At 75.1% G+C, this 19,615-nt stretch carries 15 protein-coding genes; 5 read left to right on the top strand and 10 right to left on the bottom strand.

All coding sequences use genetic code 11. The annotated features are described in order from the left end of the window. Window positions 1-27: 27 nt before the first annotated feature. The 8 genes from ACGFSC_RS32150 to ACGFSC_RS32115 all read right to left on the bottom strand — a co-directional run bounded on the left by ACGFSC_RS32150 (window position 28) and on the right by ACGFSC_RS32115 (window position 12,929). Window positions 28-4,767 carry an amino acid adenylation domain-containing protein gene (locus ACGFSC_RS32150; RefSeq protein WP_359898264.1) on the bottom strand — a complete coding sequence of 1,580 codons (4,740 nt, stop codon included), beginning with the start codon at window positions 4,765-4,767 and terminating at the stop codon, window positions 28-30. A 144-nt stretch (window positions 4,768-4,911) separates the two neighbouring features. Continuing rightward, a complete protein-coding gene (locus tag ACGFSC_RS32145; protein ID WP_359898340.1) occupies window positions 4,912-6,156 on the bottom strand; it encodes a glutamate synthase-related protein in 1,245 nt (414 codons plus the stop codon). A 50-nt stretch (window positions 6,157-6,206) separates the two neighbouring features. Beyond that, the gene (locus tag ACGFSC_RS32140; RefSeq protein WP_359898265.1) at window positions 6,207-7,199 is read right to left on the bottom strand and encodes an asparagine synthetase A; all 993 of its coding nucleotides are present in this window, start codon (window positions 7,197-7,199) and stop codon (window positions 6,207-6,209) included. A gap of 162 nt (window positions 7,200-7,361) precedes the next feature. Beyond that, a complete protein-coding gene (locus ACGFSC_RS32135) occupies window positions 7,362-8,693 on the bottom strand; it encodes a methylaspartate mutase (RefSeq protein WP_359898266.1) in 1,332 nt (443 codons plus the stop codon). A gap of 41 nt (window positions 8,694-8,734) precedes the next feature. Then, a complete protein-coding gene (locus ACGFSC_RS32130; protein ID WP_359898267.1) occupies window positions 8,735-9,178 on the bottom strand; it encodes a cobalamin-dependent protein in 444 nt (147 codons plus the stop codon). 164 nt (window positions 9,179-9,342) lie between these two features. Continuing rightward, the gene (locus tag ACGFSC_RS32125; protein WP_359898268.1) at window positions 9,343-10,617 is read right to left on the bottom strand and encodes a helix-turn-helix domain-containing protein; all 1,275 of its coding nucleotides are present in this window, start codon (window positions 10,615-10,617) and stop codon (window positions 9,343-9,345) included. A gap of 398 nt (window positions 10,618-11,015) precedes the next feature. Continuing rightward, window positions 11,016-11,450, bottom strand: a complete 435-nt coding sequence (locus ACGFSC_RS32120) for a hypothetical protein (RefSeq protein ID WP_359898269.1) — start codon at window positions 11,448-11,450, stop codon at window positions 11,016-11,018. 153 nt (window positions 11,451-11,603) lie between these two features. Then, entirely contained in the window at window positions 11,604-12,929 is a 1,326-nt protein-coding gene (locus ACGFSC_RS32115) for a hypothetical protein (protein ID WP_359898270.1), read from the bottom strand. 396 nt (window positions 12,930-13,325) lie between these two features. Here ACGFSC_RS32115 and ACGFSC_RS32110 point away from each other — a divergent pair, with 396 nt between their 5' ends. Continuing rightward, complete coding sequence (locus ACGFSC_RS32110) at window positions 13,326-13,817, top strand: DUF6325 family protein (RefSeq protein WP_359898271.1); 492 nt, start codon at window positions 13,326-13,328, stop codon at window positions 13,815-13,817. A gap of 55 nt (window positions 13,818-13,872) precedes the next feature. Next, a complete protein-coding gene (locus tag ACGFSC_RS32105) occupies window positions 13,873-14,172 on the top strand; it encodes an SHOCT domain-containing protein (RefSeq protein ID WP_359898272.1) in 300 nt (99 codons plus the stop codon). 61 nt (window positions 14,173-14,233) lie between these two features. Here ACGFSC_RS32105 and ACGFSC_RS32100 read toward each other — a convergent pair whose 3' ends face one another. Further along, window positions 14,234-14,755, bottom strand: coding sequence for a hypothetical protein (locus ACGFSC_RS32100; protein ID WP_359898273.1), 522 nt, complete (start codon window positions 14,753-14,755; stop codon window positions 14,234-14,236). A gap of 182 nt (window positions 14,756-14,937) precedes the next feature. Here ACGFSC_RS32100 and ACGFSC_RS32095 point away from each other — a divergent pair, with 182 nt between their 5' ends. Together ACGFSC_RS32095 and ACGFSC_RS32090 are read left to right on the top strand one after the other, a co-directional pair. Then, window positions 14,938-15,291: a hypothetical protein gene (locus ACGFSC_RS32095; protein WP_359898274.1), complete on the top strand. Its 354-nt coding sequence runs from the start codon at window positions 14,938-14,940 to the stop codon at window positions 15,289-15,291. Continuing rightward, window positions 15,288-16,694 carry a DUF2252 domain-containing protein gene (locus tag ACGFSC_RS32090; protein WP_359898275.1) on the top strand — a complete coding sequence of 469 codons (1,407 nt, stop codon included), beginning with the start codon at window positions 15,288-15,290 and terminating at the stop codon, window positions 16,692-16,694. The genes ACGFSC_RS32095 and ACGFSC_RS32090 overlap by 4 nt, the downstream gene beginning before the upstream one ends. A 72-nt stretch (window positions 16,695-16,766) precedes the next feature. Here the strand turns inward: ACGFSC_RS32090 and ACGFSC_RS32085 are convergent, their stop codons facing one another. Then, window positions 16,767-18,392 carry an MFS transporter gene (locus ACGFSC_RS32085; protein WP_359898276.1) on the bottom strand — a complete coding sequence of 542 codons (1,626 nt, stop codon included), beginning with the start codon at window positions 18,390-18,392 and terminating at the stop codon, window positions 16,767-16,769. A gap of 317 nt (window positions 18,393-18,709) precedes the next feature. Between ACGFSC_RS32085 and ACGFSC_RS32080 the strand changes: the two genes are divergently transcribed. Further along, on the top strand, window positions 18,710-19,600 hold the full coding sequence (locus tag ACGFSC_RS32080; RefSeq protein ID WP_359898277.1) for a YhjD/YihY/BrkB family envelope integrity protein: 891 nt from the start codon (window positions 18,710-18,712) through the stop codon (window positions 19,598-19,600). Window positions 19,601-19,615 lie beyond the last annotated feature (15 nt).

Raw genomic sequence — 19,615 nt, 5'->3', positions numbered from 1 at the left:
CGTTCCCTTCGTGTGCGGTGCGGCCCGTCATCGGGCGGCCAGCCGTTCGGCGATGGCGCTCACGGTCCGGGCCCGGAACACCAGTTGCGGGGGGACGCGGCTGCCGGTCTCCCGGGACAGCCGCATCGCGACCCGGACGGCGGCCAGCGAGTTGCCGCCGATCCGGAAGAAGTTGTCCTCGCGGCCGACCTCGGCGAGGTCGAGGACCTCGCGCATCGCCTCGGCGACCAGGCGTTCGGCCTCGGTCAGCGGGTCGGCGGCCCCGGTCGTGCCGGAGCCGTCGACGGCCCCCGTGGCGTCGGCGGCCCGGCGGCCGGCCGGGGCGGGCAGCGCCTTGCGGTCCACCTTGCCGTTGTGGTTGAGCGGCAGGGCGTCCAGGACGTCGAGGGTCGCGGGCACCATGTGCTCGGGCAGCAGGGCGGCCAGGTGGTCGAGCAGCGCGTCCGGGGCGGGGGCGCCGGCGGCGACGGTCACGTAGGCGGCGAGCCTGCGGTCGCCCGGGGCGGGCTCGTGGACGACGACGGCGGCCTCCCGGACGGCCGGGTGGCGGGTGAGCGCGTCCTCGATCTCGCCGGGCTCGACCCGGAAGCCGCGGATCTTCACCTGGTCGTCGATCCGGCCGGTGACCTCCAGCAGGCCCTCGGCGTTGAGGTGGCCGAGGTCCCCGGTGCGGTAGAGGCGCTCGCCGGGGGCGCCGTACGGGGAGGCGACGAAGCGTTCGGCGGTGAGGCCGGGCCGGCCGAGGTAGCCGTGGGCGAGACCGCCGCCGGTGGCGTACAGCTCGCCGGTCGTGCCGGGCTCGACGGGGCGCAGCCGCTCGTCCAGGACGAGGACGCCCTTGCCGTTCAGCGGGACGCCGATCGGGACGGAGGCACCGGCGGTGTCGGCGGGGCCGACCCGGTGGCAGGTGGTCAGGCCGAGGCTCTCCACCGGGCCGTAGCCGTTGGCCACCGCCAGGCCCGGGTAGGCCTCCAGGGCCTTGGCCACATGGGTGACGGAGGCCCGCTCGCCGGCGGTGAAGGCCAGCTTGAGGCCGTCGTAGGTCTCCGGGAACTCCTCCAGCAGGAAGTTGAACAGGCTGGCGGAGAGCTGGAGCTGGGTGACGCCGTGGCGGCGGGTCAGCTCGGCGATGGTCTGCGGGTCCGGGCGCCGGCCGGGCTGGAGGACGCAGGCACCGCCGAAGCAGAGCGCGCCGTACAGCTCCAGGGCGAAGGCGTCCCAGGAGACCGGCGAGCACTGCAGCCAGACCTCCTCGGGGCCGAAGCGGGCGTAGTCCTGGCCGAGGTAGGTGGTGGTGAGCGCGCGGTGCGGGACGGCGACGCCCTTGGGGCGGCCGGTGGAGCCGGAGGTGAACATCACGCAGGCGAGGTCGGCGCCCCCGACCGGCAGGCCGAGGTCGTGCCCCGCGTACCGGGCGAGTTCGGCGGCCGAGGCGTCCAGGTCCACCTGCCGCCCGACCGGGAAGGGCACGGTGGCGCGCCGGTGGGTGACCACCGTGGCGGCGCCGGTGTCGGCGACCGCGCCGGCCAGCCGCTCGGCCGGGAAGTCCGGGTCGAGCAGGGTGTAGGCGGCGCCGGCCTTGAGGGCCGCCAGCAGGGCGACGACCAGCTCGGGCCCGCGCTCGGCCAGCACCGCGACGGTGTCGCCGCGTCCGATGCCGAGGCCCGTCAGGTGCCGGGCGAGCCGGTTCGCGGCGGCGTTCAACTCGCCGTAGCCGACGGTCCGTTCGCCGGAGATCAGGGCGACGGCCCGCGGGTCGCGGGCGGCCCGCGCCTCGAACAGGGCGTGCACCGGCACCTCGACGGCGGCGGCCAGGGTGCCCAGCCACTCCTCGCACAGGCCGGCCATGGTGTCCGGGGCGAAGAGGTCGCTGTCGTACTCGAAGCGGCCGGTGAAGCCGGCGCCCAGGTCGTCCACCGAGACGGACAGGTCGAAGCGGGAGACCGGGTTGGAGTGCAGGGCCCGGGTGACCTCGTGCCCGCCGACCGTGAACGGCCGGGGGTCCAGCGGGTGCAGCTCCAGCAGCACCTGGCAGAGCGGGTTGCGGTCCTCGGGGCGCTCGTCGAGCACGGCGCCCGCGATGTCGTCGAAGGACACCTCCTGGTGGCGGTAGCCGCCGATCGACACCTCGCGCACGTGCCGGACCAGGTCGCGGAAGGAGGCGCCCTCCTCCAGCTTCAGCCGCAGCGGCAGCAGGTTGACGAAGTAGCCGATCAGGCCGTCGAGTTCGGCCCGGCCGCGGACGTTCACCGGCGAGCCGAGCACCAGGTCGCGCTGCCCGGACCGGCGGTGCAGGGTGAGGGCCAGCCCGGCCAGCAGCACCATGAACGGGGTGGCGTCCTCGCTGCGGGCGAGCGCCCGGACGGCCTCGGCCACCGGGCCGGGCATCGCGAAGCGGTGGAAGGCGCCGCGGAAGGCCTGCTCCTCGGGCCGGGGCCGGTCCGGCACCAGCGCGCCGGCGGTCGGCGCGTCGCTCAACTGCTCGCGCCAGTAGTCCAGTTGCCGCTCGGCGGTGTCGTCCTGGTACTGCCAGGCGGCGTAGTCGCCGTACTGGACGGCGAGCTCCGGCAGCTCGGCGGGCCGGCCCTCGGCCGAGGCGGCGTACAGCTCCTGGAGTTCGGCCTCCAGCACGGCCAGCGAGCCCTCGTCCCAGACGATGTGGTGCAGGAGCAGCAGCAGCGTGGTCGCCCCGTCGGCCCGGAAGACCCGGGCCCGCACCAGCGGCCCCCGCTCCAGGTCGAAGGGCTCCAGCGCGGCCTCGGCGACCAGGGCGTCCACCTGCTCGGCGGTGGTCTCGGTGAGCGTGAACGGAAGCTCCACGAAGGGGTGGACGACCTGGCGCGGACCGTCCTCGGCGAGCTCGAAGGTCGTCCGCAGGCTCTCGTGCCGCTCGACCACCCCGGCCAGTGCCCGCCGCAGCAGCTCGGGGTCGACCGGCCCGGAGAAGCGGAACACCCAGGGCACCACGTAGGTCGGCGCGTCCGGGTTCCACTGGTCGAGGAACCACAGCCCGCGCTGGAACTTGGACAGCGGGGCGTGGGCGGCGCCGGAGCGGACCGGGCCCGGGCGCGCGCCGCCGGACGCGGAGGTCACCGCGGCGGCGAACTCGGCCAGCGTCGGCGCGTCGAAGATGGTGTACGGCGACACCATGCCGAAGACGTCGAAGACCCGGCCCACCACCCGCACGGCCGTCAGCGAATCGCCGCCCAGGTGGAAGAAGTTGTCGTCGGCGCCGACCTCCGGCACCCCGAGCACGTCCGCCCAGACCGCCGCGATCAGCTGCTCGGCGGGGGTGCGCGGCGGGCGGCCGGCCGGCTTGCCCTGCGGCACGGTCCGCGGCTCGGGCAGCGCCCCGCGGTCCACCTTGCCGCCGGCCGTCAGCGGGAAGGCGTCCAGCGCGGTGAGCGTCGCCGGGACCATGTGCTCGGGCAGCCGCTCGGCCAGCCAGGCCCGGGCCTCGGCGTACCCCGGCGCGGCGCCGGTGACGTACGCGGCGAGCCGGCCCTCGTGCGCCACCACGACGCAGCCGGTGACACCGGGGTGACCGGCCAGCACCTGCTCGATCTCGCCCGGCTCGACCCGGAAGCCGCGGATCTTCACCTGGTGGTCGCCGCGGCCGAGGAACTCCAGCGGGCCGTCCTCGGCGGTGCGGCGCACCAGGTCGCCGGTGCGGTACATCCGGGCCCCGCGGGCCCCGTCGGCCGCCGCGAACGGGTCGGCGACGAAGCGGCCGGCGGTGAGGCCGGGACGACCGAGGTAGCCGGAGGCCAGCAGCGGCCCCCCGACGTACAGTTCGCCCGCCTCGCCGGGCGGCACCGGCCGCAGCCGCCCGTCCAGCACGTGGAGGCGGCGCGCGCCGACCCCGGTGCCGATCGGCACCCGGGCGGCGGGCTGCTCCGGCGTGCCGTCGAGCCGGTGGGTGGTGGCGGTGACCACGGTCTCGGTCGGGCCGTAGGCGTTCAGCAGCGGCACCCCGGTCGCCGACCACCAGGCGGCGGCGGTGGCGGGCTCCAGCTTGTCGCTGCCGGAGATCATCAGCCGCAGGGTGCGCGGCACCCGGTCGCCCAGGGCCGCCACCACGTCCTGGAAGTAGCCCGCGGCCAGGTTGGCGACGGTGACGCCCTCGGCGTCCAGCAGGTCCAGCAGCGCGGCCGGGGCCAGGAGCCGCTGCTCCGGCAGGACCAGGCAGGCCCCGGCGGACAGCGCGCCGAGCACCTGCTCGACGGCCACGTCCACGGTCGGACGGGCGAACTGCAGCACCACGTCCCGCTCGGTCAGGCCGAAGGTCTCGACGACACCGGCCAGGTGGCCGGCCAGGGCGGCGAGCGGCACGTGCACGCCCTTGGGGCGGCCGGTGGTGCCGGAGGTGTAGATGACGTAGCCGGCGCCGGCGTTCCCGCCCGCCCCTGCGCCGATCTCGGTGAGCTCCTCGCCGTCCAGGGCGAGATGGGCCCCGGCGTCCTCGGCGATCCAGCGGTTGCGCTCCTCGGGGGCCTCCCCGTCCAGCGGCAGGTAGGTGGCGCCGGCCCGCAGCGCCGCGAGCAGCGCGACCACGTGGTCCAGCCGGTCGCGGCCGGTCACGGCGACCGTCCGGCCGGGGGCGAGCCGGGCGGCCAGGGCGGCGGTCAGGCCGTCCAGCTCCCGGTAGCCGACCGTCCGGCCGCCGGCCCGGACGGCCGGCCGCTCCGGGAAGCGGGCGACGGCGGAGGCGAACGGCGCGAAACCGGGCGCCGTGAATTCGGTGGGGAAACCGCGCGAGGACATCATCCAACCCCAGATCGTGAGAGAAATCGGCGACGAAAGCGACGATAGGGGGAATTCGACGGCCCTATCGGCAGAATGAGCGGAAGGAAATCGGCAGTTTCATCATGCCGCTTTCCAGGCAGGCCAGGGCTACCGGCCGAGGGTGTTTCAGGAATTCTCGGGGGACCAGACGTCCGCCCCGTCCAGGGCCTCGGGGGAATATTTCCCGAGCGAACTGATCAGCAGCCGGAGTTCCAGCGCCAGGCATTCCGCGAAACGGCGCAGACCGGATTCCCGGTCCTCCGCGACGGCGAGCAGCGCCGCCCGTCCGAGGCCCACCGCACGGGCCCCCAGCGCCAGGCTCTTGACCGCCCGGGCGCCTTCCCAGATCCGCCCGGAGACCAGCAGGGAGGGCGGCGGCGCGGCCGCCAGCCGGCGCAGGCACTCCGCGAGCGGCAGGCCGACGTGCGGCAGGAACACCCCCGGCGCCCAGCCGGTGCCGCCCTCGGCGCCGTCCACCACGACGGCGTCCGCCCCGGCCTCGTGCGCCACCCGGGCGGCCTCGGCCACGTCCCGGCCGGGGTAGAGCTTCACCCAGATCCGCACCCGCGGGTAGTTGTTGCGCATCAGCCGGATCTGCTGGCGAAGGATCTCCGCGGTGAAGGTGCCCGGGGTGGCGGCGCGCAGCACCCGGCCGTCGCCGAACAGCGGGTCCAGCCCGAAGCGGTCGCCGAGCGCGGCGGCGGCTTCCGCGTCCAGCACGGTCATCCCGCCCAGACCCGGCTTGGCCCCCTGGCCGACCTTCAACTCGAAGGCCAGCCGGCCGGATTCGAGCAGCGGCAGAGCGGCCGGATCGCTGTGGACGAGGTTCCACACCTCGGCGTCGGCGTCCTCGGTGCTCTGCTGCACGGCCACGCCGCCCAGCCCGTCCGGGAGTTGCTCGCCGTAGGCGCGCAGCCGGCCGAGCAGGGTGCGGTCGGCCGCCTCGCCGAGCCGGCCGTAGCCGTTGACCGGCACCACGTTCTCGCCGATCACCATCGGGATCCCGAGCGCCCCGGCCTGCCGGCTCAGGGCCAGCCCGAGGTCGCCGCCGGCCGCCCGGGTGGAGCCGGTCGCGGACACGTAGACCGGCAGCGCCGAGGCGAACCCGCCGATGGCGGTGGCGAGTTCGACATCCCGGTAGTCGGGTTCGCGGCCGAGGTCGATCAGCTTGGCGAGCCGCTGCGGCAGGAACAGCGGCGGGACGATCCGCAGGGCGTCGAGCGCGTCGTTCGGCGCGGGCTCCCCGGGCCGGCCGGCGCCGAACAGCACCCGCCCGTACTCCTCGGCGGGCGGGAACGCCGCGGCCGCCCCGACGCGGGCCCGCCGCCGGACCTCCTCCTCCGGAAAGCCGGGCGCGGTCAGGTCCTTCACGGCGGCGGCGCCCGCCCCGCTCCGCTCGACGGTGAGCTCGCTGTGCTCCCTCACGGTGACACCACCCCGGCGACCTTGGGGAACGCGCTGGCCTGCCAGACGGCGTCCAGCCCGGCGACGTACCGGGTGAGCCGCTCCACCCCGATGCCGAAGCCCGCGCTGGCCGGCACGCCCTCGCGCACCAGGTCCAGGTACCAGCGGTACTTCTGCGGGTTCTCGCCGGTCTCCCGCATCCGGGTGACGATCTCCGCGTAGTCGTTGGTGCGCTGGCTTCCGCTGCACAGCTCGCCGTAGCCCTCGGGCGCGAGCAGGTCGAAGTTCCGCAGCAGGCCCGGGTCCTCCGGGTGCTCGCGGTCGTAGAAGCCGCGCGAGCCCTTCGGGTAGTCGGTGACGAAGAACGGCCGGTCGCGCCGGTCCGACAGCAATGCCTCGCCCTCCCAGTCGAGTTCGGCGTCCAGGCTCTGCGGGTGGCCGATGCCGCGCAGTTCGGCCACCGCCTCGGCGTGCCGGACGCGGCCGAACGAGCCCTTCAGGAGCTCGGCGAAGGCCTGCGGGTCCCGGCCGAGTTCGGCGAACTCCTTGGGCAGCTCGCGCACCGTGCTGTCGACCATGTGCACCACCAGCTCCTCGGCCAGCTGGACGGCGTCGTCCCGGCTCGCGCCGGCGACCTCCACGTCCAGCTGGTGGAACTCGGCCAGGTGCCGGCTCGTCCCGGCGGTCTCCAGCGGCTCCAGCCGGACGTTCGGGGCGATGCAGAAGATCTTGTCGAAGGCGAGCAGCGAGGCCTGCTTGTACAGGATCGCGCTGGTCATCAGCTTGTAGCGGTGGCCGTAGAAGTCGATGTCCACCTGCTTGGAGCCGCGCGCACCGGGGTCGGTGACCGGGCCGATGATCGGCGGCAGCAGCTCGGTGAAGCCCCGGCCGCGCAGGAACTCGCGCGCGGCGGCGAGCAGTTGCTGCTGGATCCGCAGGGCGCTGCGGGTGGTCGGGGCGGTCAGGTGCCGGCCCGGATCGACCGGGGGCCGGGGCGTGGTGTCGGGCATGGTCGGGGTCCTGTTCTCTCGGGTGGTCCGTGGCCCGCCGTCAAAGGCGCGGGCGGTCGTCGGTGGTGGAGCGGCGGGCGGGCGGGGGTGCTTGAACGACGGGCGGGCGGGGGTGCTGGAGCGGCGGGCGGGCGGGCCGGGCTTCGCGACCCGGCGGGCGGCTCAGCGCGCCACGGGCAGGCCCCGGGCGGCGGACGCAGCCGCGGCGGCGGCCGCGTACTCGGCCCGGCCGTCGTAGCCGCGCCGGACGTGGGAGAGGGCGGCCAGCAGCCCGGCCGAGCCGAGGATCGGCGCCCGGCCGCGCTCGACGAGCCCCGCGATCGGCATCGAGCCGACGCCGGACCAGTGCAGCCGGCCGTCCGGGCCCAGCGAACTGCCCGTTCGCCCGGCGTTGTCGGGGTGCAGGCAGTACGGCACGTCCAGGTAGCCGGCCGCGAACGCCCGCACCAGGGCCCGCCCGACGTCGGCGTCCAGGTCGAGCACCGCGCCGATCAGCGCCCTGGCCTCGGCCTCGATCCCGGTGTCCGGCACGGCGGCGGGTCGTGGCCGGCCCCGCTCCGCCGCGGCGGCCGCGGCCGCGGTCTCCAGCGCCCGGACGTTCTCGGCGACGGTCGGGATGCGGTGCGCCTCGGCCGTGGTCTTGACGATCAGCCGGGCCGCGCCGCCGCGCACCGCGAGCCGCGCCGCGTCCTCCAGCAGCAGCCGCGCGCCGCCGGGCGAGAGCGGGTACACGCCCATGTACGCGTACACCACGAGGTGCCGGTCGACGTCCGCGAGCAGCTCCCCCGCGATCCGGCCGAGCGCGGCCAGCGCCTCCTCGTCCTGGCGGGCGTTGGCCTGCTGGGCGTAGCTGAGCGAGATGCTGCGCAGCCCGTTCTGACGGAAGAACAGCGCCTCCAGCACACTGATGGCGATCAGCAGCGAGGGCGGGCAGAGCTGTCCCATCATGCAGCCGCCGAACGTCTCCAGGTGCGGCTCGGCGCCGAACTCCCGGGCGGAGGCGAGGATTTCGCAGCTGCGCCGCCAGCGCGCCACCGCCTCGTGCAGCGGGGTGCGGCCGTACGGCAGGCAGTAGGAGACCGGTCCGCCCTCGGTGGCGTCCAGGCCGGCCGCCAGCAGCGCCTCGACGATCCGCTCCGGCGCGGCCGAGCCGTGCCGGACCTGCACCGGGAAGACCGCGTCCGCCACCCCGCGCAGCACCTCCCGGGTGACCTCGACCGGGTGGGTGACGATCGGGTAGCCGTTGAGGCCCGCGCCGGCGGCCAGGGCGCGCCGCGCGGCGTCGAGGTCGCCGGTGCGGGTGTAGCTGTCCAGGGTGATGGTGCCGACGGTGACGGCGGCCGCCCCCCGGGTGGCGAGCAGGCCCTCCCGCATCACGGCCGCCCGCGCCATGCCCATCCGGGGCTGGACCACCAGGGCGCCGGCCTCGGCGGCCTGCGCCACGAACGCGCCGAAGCCCGCCCGGGCGGGACCCGCCGCAGCGGGGCCCGTCACCGCGGCATCCGTCGCGGCGGGGCCCGTCACCACAGGATCCGTCACAGCAGGACCCCGGAGCGCAGCCCGCCGACGAACTCGCGGAACCCGGCCACCGCGGCGCCCTCCTCGAAGACCGCGTCGAAGCCGGCCGCCAGCAGCGTCCGCTCGCGGTCGGGGTCGTCGGCCCCGGCGATGCCGAGCTTGCCGCCGATGACGGTCGGGGTGCGCCGCAGTTCCGGGCAGGCGCGGAGGGCCTCGATCACCCGCAGGCCCTCCTGGAAGCCGTGCCCGTTGACGCTGCTGATCACGATCAGGTCCGGTTCGATCCGGCGGCATTCGGAGATCAGCAGCGCGTCCGGGACGCACGCGCCCAGATTCGTCACCCGGTGGCCCGTCTCCTCCAGCAGGAACTGGAGGAAGACCAGGTTCCAGGTGTGCGAATCCGAGGCCGTCGTCGTCACGACGACGTCCAGACCGTTCTGTTCGGCGTTTCCGTGCTCCACGACTCAGCCCTCATCGGTAGAGATCCTCGATGGCGTTCCGGCGCGTTCCCGCGGCGGTCCGGCCCCACGGAGAACGCTAGGAACGATCGGGCCCGGCAAGCGGCAGCTCCTGCGGCATTAAGCGGCAGAATCGGCAGAATCGGCAGCCGTTCGACGCCTCGCGGTCAGCCCGCGACGGCCAGCAGCGGGCCGTCCCCCGCCGGCCCCAGCCGGATCCCGGGCTCCTCCCGGACGAGGCGCCGGCACAGGTTGAGCACCGTGAAGCGCACGCCGTCCCGGGCGGGCACGCTGCGGATCAGCCCGCGCGACAGCAGCTCGTGCACCGTGGCCAGGCAGGCCTGCAGCGTCCAGCCGCTGCGGACCACCGCGTCCTCCCCCGACCAGTCCCCCGGCTCGTCCACGAGCACCTCCAGCAGGGCGCGCTGGCGTTCCGTCAGGCGCCGGATCGCCGGCTCCACCTCGTCCCGCAGGTCACCGCGCGCCCCGAACACCACGGGCGGCGCCGCCAGCGTGAACGGGACGACCGCCAGCCCGGCCACCAGCTGGGAGGTGGACTGCACCAGCGCCCACCCCGCCGCGCGCTCCAGCGCGCCCGGCAGGCCGTCCAGGCGGCGGCAGAGCTCCGCGACGGCGGGCGCCTCGGAGCGCTCCAGGGTGTAGCCGGGGCGCAGCCGGCACAGGTGCGAGAGCAGCAGCCGGACGGCCCCGACCTGCGCCAGCGCCTCCGGTTCGGCGTCGAGCTCGGGGGCCGGGACGGGCAGCGGCGCGAGCGGGATGACCTGTCCCCCGGGCAGCGGCCGGGCCTCCCGGGCGGTGATCAGCACCCGCAGCCCGGGGCAGCGGTGGAACAGCCCGTCCAGCTGCCCGGCGTCCACCCCGCCGTCGGCGCCGTCCAGCACCAGCAGGGCGGGCCGCTCGCCGATGTTCCGGGCGAGGTCGTCCAGCGGCGCGCGCCAGGGGTGCGGGCCGCCGCCGCAGTCCACCCAGCGCACCGACCAGCGGACGGCCAGGTGCAGCCGGCGGGCCACCTCCAGGGCGAGCCGGGTCTTGCCGACCCCGCCCAGGCCCACCAGCGAGACCAGCCGGTCCCCGTGCACGGCGAAGGCGTCCGCCAGCACCTCGGCCTCCATGTCCCGGCCGACGATCGCCCCGCGGGCCACCGGCGGGGCGGCCGGCTCGGCCACCGGCTCGTCCGCGAGCGGGTGCCGGCGGGCGGTCTCCTCGAAGTCCGTCCGGCTGCGGCCCTCCAGCCGCAGCGCGTCCGCCAGCAGCCGGACGGTCTCGTTGCGGGGCCGGCGCACCCGGCCGCTCTCCATGTCCCGGATCGCCCGCACGCTCAGGGTCGCGTGATCGGCCAGGCACTGCTGGGTCAGCCCGACCCGCTCGCGCCGTAGCCGCAGCAGCTCGCCGAAGCCCGCCGCCGTTCTCACCGCTTGCACCGACTGCCCGCCGTCCATGCCTCGTCTGCCCTTCGTGGTCCGGACTCCTCCTGGCGTCGGGACGGTGGCGGCCTCAGCTCCGGGCGCCCGCACGGCCCGTGGTCCGGCCGTACGGGACCCGGCGATCAGGCTGTGGCCTCCGACCGGCTCCCTCCGGTTCCCGATGCTCCTGGCTCGCCGTCTACGCCCGATCAACGGCCGATCACCGGCCCCACCCACGACCTTCACCCGGGCCTCACAGGCCGTCCCGCCGCCCGTCCGGGCCGGACCAGGGCTCCCGGCCGGGACGGCCGCGGCGGGGCGGCACCGATCCTCCCGGTGCGCACGCGAAGGCCCGGACCTCGGCGGATGCCGGGATCCGGGCCGGTGGCGCGGTCAGGGACGGGCCTGCTCGGAGGTCACTCGGCCGCCGCCTTGAGGCCGCCGTGGCACAGCCCCCAGATCACGAGGGCGTCGATCGCGATCAGGACGATCGCCCACGCCGGGTAGTAGGGCAGCCACAGGAAGTTGGCGATCATTCCCAGGCCGGCGAGGGCGACACCGAAGATCCGGGCCCAGAGGGCGCCGCTGAAGACCGCCACGCCCGCCACGACGATCAGGACGCCGATGATGAGGTGGATCCACCCCCAGCCCGCGCTGTTCAGCGAGTACGCGTAGTTGCGGGTGACGACGACCAGGTCGTCCTTGGCGATGGCGGAGATCCCCTCGAAGACCGCCATGAGACCGCCGGTGATCAGCATGACCCCCGCGAAGATGGTCCACCCGGACGCGTATGGGTGGTGCTGGGGCTGGGGGATCTGGCTGCTGCCGACTCCACTGACGCTGCTCGTCATGACGGTGACTCCTTCGATGGCAACCGCCTCGCGGACCGCGGTAGGCGGGAGGGTGGAACAGAAGTCCTACGTTCACGGTAGAACCGGATCCCCGTCCTGTCGTGGCGTCGTACCGGCCGCGGCCGCGGCCCGGACGGCCCTGGTGGAGCCCCGTCAGCCCTCCTCCCGGGGGTTCTCGGCGCCGCCGCCTCCGGAAGCGCCACCCCCTCCGGACGCCCCGCCGCCTCCGGACGCCCCGCCGCCTCCGGGTGCACCGACCCCGCCCCCTCCGGGCGCGTCGACCCCGCCGGGCGCACCGCCCCGTCCCGGGCCGGCGACCCGTCCGGAGGCGGCGAGCAGGGCCAGGACGGCGAGGACCACGAGGAGCACCAGGACGAGCAGCAGCACGGTCAGCACCGTCGGGTGGTTCCAGAGGGCGAACACCAGGGCCACGATCAGCAGCGCCGCGAGGGCGAGCCAGCGGCGGTGGGCGTCGGTCCAGGTTCCGGCCCGTCCGGTGTGCACGCCGTGCGCGCCGCTCCAGCCGGCGACCGAGTCCGCGGCGTGGTCGGCCCCTCCGCGCACGGCCCGCGGCAGCCGTCCCGCCCCGGAGAGGTAGGCGCCGAGCGCGACCACCACGCCCAGGACGATGAGGGTGCGCAGGCTGACCTTCAGGAACCTCAGCAGCGTGTCGAAGACCGCGGCCGCGGCATCCCGGGACTGCACGGCGGGCGGCAGGTGGTCGAGGTAGTAGTGCCGGGCGATCACCAGGGCGATCGCCACCACCAGGCCGGCCCCCGCCGCGCCGAGCGCCGTGGACACCAGGGCCCGGCGCCGGCGCCGGGCCAGCAGGACGCCGACCAGACCGATCACCACGGTGATCACCGGCAGCCAGTTGCCCAGCACGTCCAGCGCGTGCGCGGCCCCGCGGACCTTGGCCAGCTTGTCGGACTGGAACAGCACCAGCTGCTTGTTCACGTCCGGGATCTTCTCGGCCGGTGTCAGACCCGCGGCCACCAGCTGGTCCTTCAGCTGGTCCACGGCCTTCCCGACGTCGAGGGTGACCGTGCCGTCGCTGACTCCGACCGCGCCGCGGCCGTGTCCGGTCAGGGCCTGGACCACGGCCGTGTGGGCGGCGCGGTTCGCCTGGGTCCAGACGGTGTCGAAGGCGTCGCTCCGCACGACCTTGGTCGCCGCCTTGGAGACCACCTGGTCCACCGCGTCGTCGATCTTGGGCCCCAGCGACTTGACGGCGGACGCGGCCCGGGGCGGCAGGCCCTGCGACTGCAGCCAGGAGGCCAGGTCGGAGGCGACCTGCGGGCCGTCCACCTTCACGTCCACCGCCTGGGTGATCCGCTTGACCGCGGCGTCCTGGACCGCGGGGTTCGTGGCCAGCGGCGCGACCGTGCTGACGTACCGGTCGGTGTCCAGTGCGATGTCGTGCACCCAGACGGTGAGCAGCGAGACCGGCACCAGGATGCAGGTCAGCGTGATCAGCACGGCCGAGACGGTGCTCCTGACGATCCGGCCGGCCCGGGAGGGGTGCCGGGGCCCCGCGGTGGCGCCTCCGTTCACCGGCCCGCCCGTCGGGGGCTCGGACGGCTGGGGTTCACTCGGCCCGTTCAACGGCCCTCCCGGCATTGGCTGCGCGGCCACGGCGCCGCTGGACACCATTCACGCCGCAGGGGCCCCCGCCCGGCACCCCGGGCTGGGCCACCCGGACGAGGAGCGCGACGCGGCCGCCCGCCCTCCGGCCGGGGTCCGGGGCGTGGCCGGCACCGGGCTGCCGCCTCACCCCGGGCAGGTGATCCGCCGGCGCGTCGGCGGCCCGTACGGTCGGTACCAGCGCCCGGCCCGCCGGGACGGGCGAGGGACTCCCCCGAAAGGAGCACCGCCATGGCCGAGGACGTCCTCGCCGAGACCGGGCCCATCGACTACGTGGTGGTCGAGTTCCCCGGCAACCGGATGACCGGGGAAGCGCTCCCGCTGCTGGTCGACCTGGTGGACCGGAATGTGATCCGCATCCTGGACTTCGCGTTCGTGCGCAAGGACGCCGACGGCACCGTCACCGGCATGGAGATCGCCGATTTCGACGGCGACGGCCGACTGGACCTGGCCGTCTTCGAGGGCGCCGGGTCGGGACTGCTCGACGCCGGCGACCTGAGCGAGGCCGCCGGGGTCATCGAGCCCGGCAACTCGGCCGGTGTGCTCATCTACGAGAACACCTGGGCCGCCCCGTTCGCCACGGCCCTGCGCCGGGGCGGTGCCCGGGTGGTCGCCAGTGGCCGGGTGCCGATGCCGGAGCTGCTGCACTCGCTGGACGAGCTGGACGGTGCCGGCGGGAGCGACCTGACGGACGCGCCGGGCGGCTCCGACTCCGGGACGTGAACTCGCCGAGACACGAAGCCACTGTGACCTGAAGCCACCGAGAGGAGTACGCGTCATGCCTGGACTGCTGCGCGGTGTCGCGCGCACCGCCGTCGTCGCCGGAACGGCGACCGCCGTGTCCAACCGGGTGTCCCGCCGCCAGGCGGGCCGTTGGGCGCAACAGGAGGTGGTGGCCGAACCCGCGCCGCCGCCCCCGCCGCCGGCTCCCGCCGCACCCGCCGCACCCGCCGCGCCCGCCCCGACGGGGATGGACGCGAAGATCTCCCAGCTGCAGCAGCTGGCGCAGCTGAAGGACCAGGGAGTCCTCACCGAGGAGGAGTTCGCCACGCAGAAGCAGCGGCTGCTGGCCGGCTGACACCGTCGGCACGGCACTGAGCACCGTCGGCACGGCGGCGGCCTCACCCGCCGCGGGTGGTTCAGTGCCCGACGGCGACCTTGGCCGCCACGATGACCAGGCCGAGGAGCAGGTTGACCACCCCCTCGGCGGCGATCTGGCCCGGCGAGGCGCCCGCCCGGCGGGCGCCCAGCGTCGCCCAGGCCACCTGCTGCGCCACGGCGACGCCGAGGGCGAGCCAGGCGTTCTCCCCCGCCCCCAGCCACGGGCTGACCAGCACCGCCAGGGCGGGCAGCGCCGACGCCTCCACCAGCGGCCACTCGTGCCGGCCGACCTCGCGCACCTGGCTCCAGGCGACCTGGCGGCCGGCCTCTCGCTCCCCGGCCACCAGCGCGTAGACGTGCGCGATCCAGAACACGATCCCGGTGATCACCAGCAGCAGGATGAGCGACAGCCGGGGGTGCGGTTCGGTGAGGCTGGAGGCCGCGATCACGGAGGCGGCGAGCATCGAGCCGTACACCGCTCCGGCGTAGTCGGTCCGCTTCCGGATTCCGCCCCGGGCCGGGTCGCGCGGGGCGGGGGTACGACCGCGGGCCGTTGTCACGAAGCCTGCTCCCGTCATCGCCGCGGAGACGGCCGATGGGGTCCGTCGCGGCCATCATCACCCGCACCGCGGGTTCCGGCACGGCCGCGGTCACCCACGCCGGGTGACCCGGGCTCCGGCCACCGCCCCTAGCGTGAGGGAAGGATGTTTCCCTCCCCTCCCCCCGCAAGGAGGCGAGCCCCGTGCTCGGTAGCCACCACCAGGCGTCACGTCCCACCACCACGACCTCACCCGACGAGCTCGGACGCGTCGGATGGATCGTGCTCGGCATCTCGATGCTCATGGCCGGCGCGATCGGCCACGCGCTGTCCGGCATCGCCGCGATCGCCAGGGAACTCCTGCGCCCCGCGCCGCAGCGCGCGCCCACGCCCGCCCGCCCCGTGCACCCCGCCGACCTCGACGTCAAGGAGAAGAGCGGCTGGATCCTCATCAGCCTCCTGTTCGTCCTGACCGGCACGATGGCACACGCCGTCGCGCACGTCGTCGAGACGATCAGACAGGCCACCCACGCGACGCACGGGCAGGTGCGGGCATGACGTCGGCACCGACCGGGGCACCCGGCCGGCCCCCGGGAGCCGACGACGGCGAGCGGGTGGACCCGCCGGCCGCCGACCCGGTCTCGGCGGGGCGGCGGGCCCGCCGGACCGTGCCGCGCTCGGCCCACGGGGCCTGGACCCCCGGGCCGGACCGCGCGGACCCCGTCGACATCCTGGAGGCCCAGGCCGCCACCCGCGTCCCGGAGCTCGTACCGATCCGCTACGGCCGGATGGCGGCCTCCCGGTTCGCCTTCCTGCGCGGCGCGCCCGCCATCATGGCCACGGACCTCGCCGCCGCCCCGAACACCGGCCTCACCGTCCAGCTCTGCGGGGACGCCCACCTGTGCAACTTCGGGCTCTTCGCCTCGCCGGAGCGCGCCCTGCTCTTCGACCTCAACGACTTCGACGAGACCCTGCCCGGCCCCTTCGAGTGGGACGTCAAACGCCTGGCCGCCAGCATCGCCGTGGCCGCGCGCGAGAACGGGGAGTCCGACGGGTCCGCCCGCGCCGTGGCGCTCTCGTCCGCCCGGGCGTACCGGCTCGCCATGCGACGGCTCGCCGGCCTCGGTGAACTCGACGTCTGGTACGAACGGGTGGACACCGCCGAACTCCTGCCGCTGATCCAGGCGTCGAAGTACCGCAAGCGGGTGCGGACCACGATCGCCAAGGCACGCTCGCGCACCAGCCTGCAGGCCCTGGCCAAACTCACCGAGCCCGGCCCGGACGGCGAACCCCGGATCGTCGCCGACCCGCCGCTGCTGGAGCCGATAGACCGCGACGACCTGCCCCGCCTGCAGCAGATCCTCCTGGACTACCGGGACACCCTGCCGGAGGAGCGGGCGGCGCTGCTCGACCGCTTCGAGCTGATCGACGCGGCCCGCAAGGTGGTCGGCGTGGGCAGCGTGGGCACCCGCTGCCACATCGGCCTGTTCCGCGCCCGCGCCACCGGCGAACCGCTGTTCCTCCAGGTGAAGGAGGCCGAACGGTCCGTGCTGGAACCGCACCTCGCGCCCAGCGCCCACCGGCACCAGGGCCGGCGGGTGGTCGCCGGCCAGCGCCGTCTCCAGGCCGTCAGCGACATCTTCCTCGGCTGGGCCACCGGCCCCGCCGGCCGCCACTTCTACTGGCGCCAGCTGCGCGACATGAAGGGCTCCGCCGTCATCGAGGGCATGCCCAAGGACCTGCTGGACGGGTACGCCGAGCTGTGCGGCCGCACCCTCGCCCGCGGACACGCCCGCACCGGGGACCGCGTCGCCATCGCGGCGTACCTCGGTTCCGGCGACGTCTTCGACCGTGCCATCGCCGACTTCGCCCTCACCTACGCCGACCTGACCGGCGCCGACCACGCCGCGCTCACCGCCGCGATCGACAGCGGCCGGATCACCGCCCGGCCCGGGGTGTGAGCCGCCCCCGGAGGGCGGGGCGGCCGGCGTCGGCGTCCACGGGCGAGCCCCGAGCGGGGATCCGGTGCGGCCCTACGCCCCGGCCGTCCCCTCATTCTCGCCCGTCGGCTCGCCCCCGCGCTCCGGCCCGCGCCCGCCCGGCGCCCGCCGGGCGGGCAGGTGACCGGTGAAGGCGAAGCCGGTGAGCGTGATCGCGGCGGCCGCCAGCAGCGACACCTTGAGGCCGTCGAGCTGGGCCGCGCGGTAGGAGTCGACAATGGCGGTCGCCTCCTGCGGCGGGACGGCGGTCTGCGCGAGCGCGGTGGCGAGCTGGTCCGCGGGCACGAAGGTGACGCCCGCCTCGATCCTGATGCCCGCCTGCTGCTTCACGGCGCCGGAGATCTCCGGGTGCCCGGCCACGGCGTTGCCGAACGCCACCGTCAGGGCGCCGATCAGGATGGCGCCGATCAGCGCGGTGCCCAGGGACGAGCCGAGGTTCTGCGCGGTGTACTGCAGCCCGCCGACCTCGCTGCGGTCCTCCTCCCCGACGCTCGACTGCACCACGTTGCCCAGTTGCGAGGCGAGCAGTCCCATGCCGGTCCCCAGGGCGGCCATCGCCAGCGCGAACGACAGGTCGTCGAGCTCCGGCTGCACGGTGCCCACCAGCCACAGTGACGAGGCGAACAGCACCAGCAGCCCGATCCGCACCACCGTCCTCGGCGAGGCGAAGCGGGTGAGCAGCGGGCCGGACATGGAGGCGGCGAGCATCGTGATCGACACCGGCAGCAGCCGCAGACCGGTCTGGAAGGCGTTCTGGCCCTGGACGGCCTGGAGGTAGAGCGGGATGACGAAGAACAGCCCGAGGAGGATCAGGTTCTGGCTGAAGAGCATCAGCAGGCCGGACCTCAGCGGTGGGATGCGGAACAGCGCGAACCTGACCAGCGGATGCTCCCGGCGCAGTTCCCAGGACCGGAACAGCACCAGGAGCACCCCGCCGAGCGCGACGGCGAAGAGCGTCGGCGAGAACCCGAGGACGGTGAACGGCGGATCGCGCGGCTGGAGCCAGCCCCAGGTGCTGCTCTGCAGCACGGCCAGCACCACCAGCCCCAGCCCGGACACCGACAGCAGCACACCGACCAGGTCGATCCGCTCGTGGTGCTCCGGTGGCGGTTGCCGCTCGATCCAGCGCATCAGGAAGAGGATGACCACCACCAGGACGACCTCGCCGGCGAAGACCAGCCGCCACGTCAGGTAGGTGGTCAGCCAGCCGCCGAGCAGCGGCCCCACGGCGATGCCCGCCCCGGACAGGCCGCCGATGACACCGTAGGCGGTCGCGCGGTCCCGTCCCCGGTAGGCGCCGGCCACCAGCGCGGCCAGCGCCGGAAGCACCAGCGCCGCGCCCAGCCCCTCGATCACCGACCAGCCGAGCGCCAGCAGCCCCAGGGTGGGCGCCACTGCCGTGATCCCCGATCCCACGGCGTAGACCACCAGCCCCACTATGAACATCCGGCGGCGCCCGAACATGTCGCCGAGCTTGCCGCCGGTGATCATGAACGCCGCCATCACCAGGGTGTAGAGCGTGATCACCGCCTGGATCGCCGTGACCTCGGTGTCGAAGTCCTCGACCAACTGGCTGATGGACACGTTCATCACCGACGCGTCGAGCACCATCAGGAACTGCGCCATGCCCAGGACGATCAGCGCTCTCCAGCGGTTCACCGTGACTCCTCCCGCCCACCGGCCCACGCGGTTCGTACGCGCCTGCCTCGTACCCTCGCCCCCTCGTGACCGGGTCGCCCGTCGAGGGCGGCGGCCGCGGCCGGTGGTCCCCCGCGGCGCGCCGACGTGCGGCCCGGTCCCACCGGATCGCCGGGTACTCCGGGGCAGGTGGGCGCCGGTGCCCGCGGGTTGCGCCGAACGGCGGACCGCCCGAGGTGCCGCCCGCCGTCCCGTCGCCCAGTCTTGGAGTCCTCGGCGCTCGGCCGACGACGGGCCGCGACGGACCGGGGGCAGGCATCGACCGGAGGGAGCCCGGGGTGGCGGCACAGCGTGGTGAGCCCGGCCGCGCCGCATGGTTCCGCGCCAGGACCGCCTGGCTGAGGGGGCACACGGCCACCCTGCGCGACGTCCCGTTCCTGCGCCGGCTCGCGGCCCAGCTGCTCCACCTCCGGGTCCTGGACATGGCCACCCGCCTCGCGGCCCAGACCTTCCTCACCGCCATCCCGGTGCTGTTCGTGCTGGCCGCCTTCATGCCCCAGGACGTGCGCAACACCGTCTCCGAGTCCCTGCGCACCGTGCTGGGGCTCCAGGGGGCATCGCTCGACGAGATCAAGGGGGCGCTCCACCCCAGCGGCCAGGAGGCCACCACCGACACCTTCGGCGTCATCGGGATCGTGGTGACCCTGCTCTCGGCCACCAGCTGCAGCCGCATCCTGCAGCGCCTGTGCGAGCGGAGCTGGTACCTGCCCCACCTCGCCGGGCGCCTGGCGGCCTGGCGGTGGCTCGCCTGGCTCCTGGTCTGGATGACCGCCCTGATCCTCCAGGGCCAGGTGCGCTCCGGGTTCGGGGCGGGCACCGGCCTCGGGGTCCTGCTCTACCTGGTCACCGCCACGCTGCTCTGGTGGTGGACCCAGCACCTGCTGCTCGGCGGCCGGATCCCCTGGCTCCCGCTGCTGCCCGGGGCGCTGCTGACCGGGGCCGCGCTGACCACGCTCGCCTGGGCGTCGCGGCTCTACGTCCCCCGCTCGCTGAACCGCAGCGTGACCCAGTTCGGCCCGCTCGGCCTGGTCTTCACCCTGCTCAGCTGGCTCATCGTGGTGTTCACGGCCATCACCCTCGGCATCGGCATCGGGTACGTGGTGGCGAGCCAGGGACGGCTGGCCCGGCTCCTGGGGACTCCGGAGCCGGCCCCGGCGGACGAGGACTGAGGGCCGCCGGACGGG

It is taken from the genome of Kitasatospora sp. NPDC048715 (assembly GCF_043198905.1).
Classification (GTDB): domain Bacteria; phylum Actinomycetota; class Actinomycetes; order Streptomycetales; family Streptomycetaceae; genus Kitasatospora; species Kitasatospora lactacystinica.
This window is presented reverse-complemented; position numbering and strand designations above follow the sequence as displayed.

Coding starts and splice junctions, on each gene's coding strand:
- ACGFSC_RS32150 (WP_359898264.1), bottom strand. CDS start 4,767: ATGATGTCCTCGCGCGGTTTCCCCACCGAATTCACGGCGCCCGGTTTC.
- ACGFSC_RS32140 (WP_359898265.1), bottom strand. CDS start 7,199: ATGCCCGACACCACGCCCCGGCCCCCGGTCGATCCGGGCCGGCACCTG.
- ACGFSC_RS32120 (WP_359898269.1), bottom strand. CDS start 11,450: ATGACGAGCAGCGTCAGTGGAGTCGGCAGCAGCCAGATCCCCCAGCCC.
- ACGFSC_RS32110 (WP_359898271.1), top strand. CDS start 13,326: ATGGCCGAGGACGTCCTCGCCGAGACCGGGCCCATCGACTACGTGGTG.
- ACGFSC_RS32105 (WP_359898272.1), top strand. CDS start 13,873: ATGCCTGGACTGCTGCGCGGTGTCGCGCGCACCGCCGTCGTCGCCGGA.
- ACGFSC_RS32090 (WP_359898275.1), top strand. CDS start 15,288: ATGACGTCGGCACCGACCGGGGCACCCGGCCGGCCCCCGGGAGCCGAC.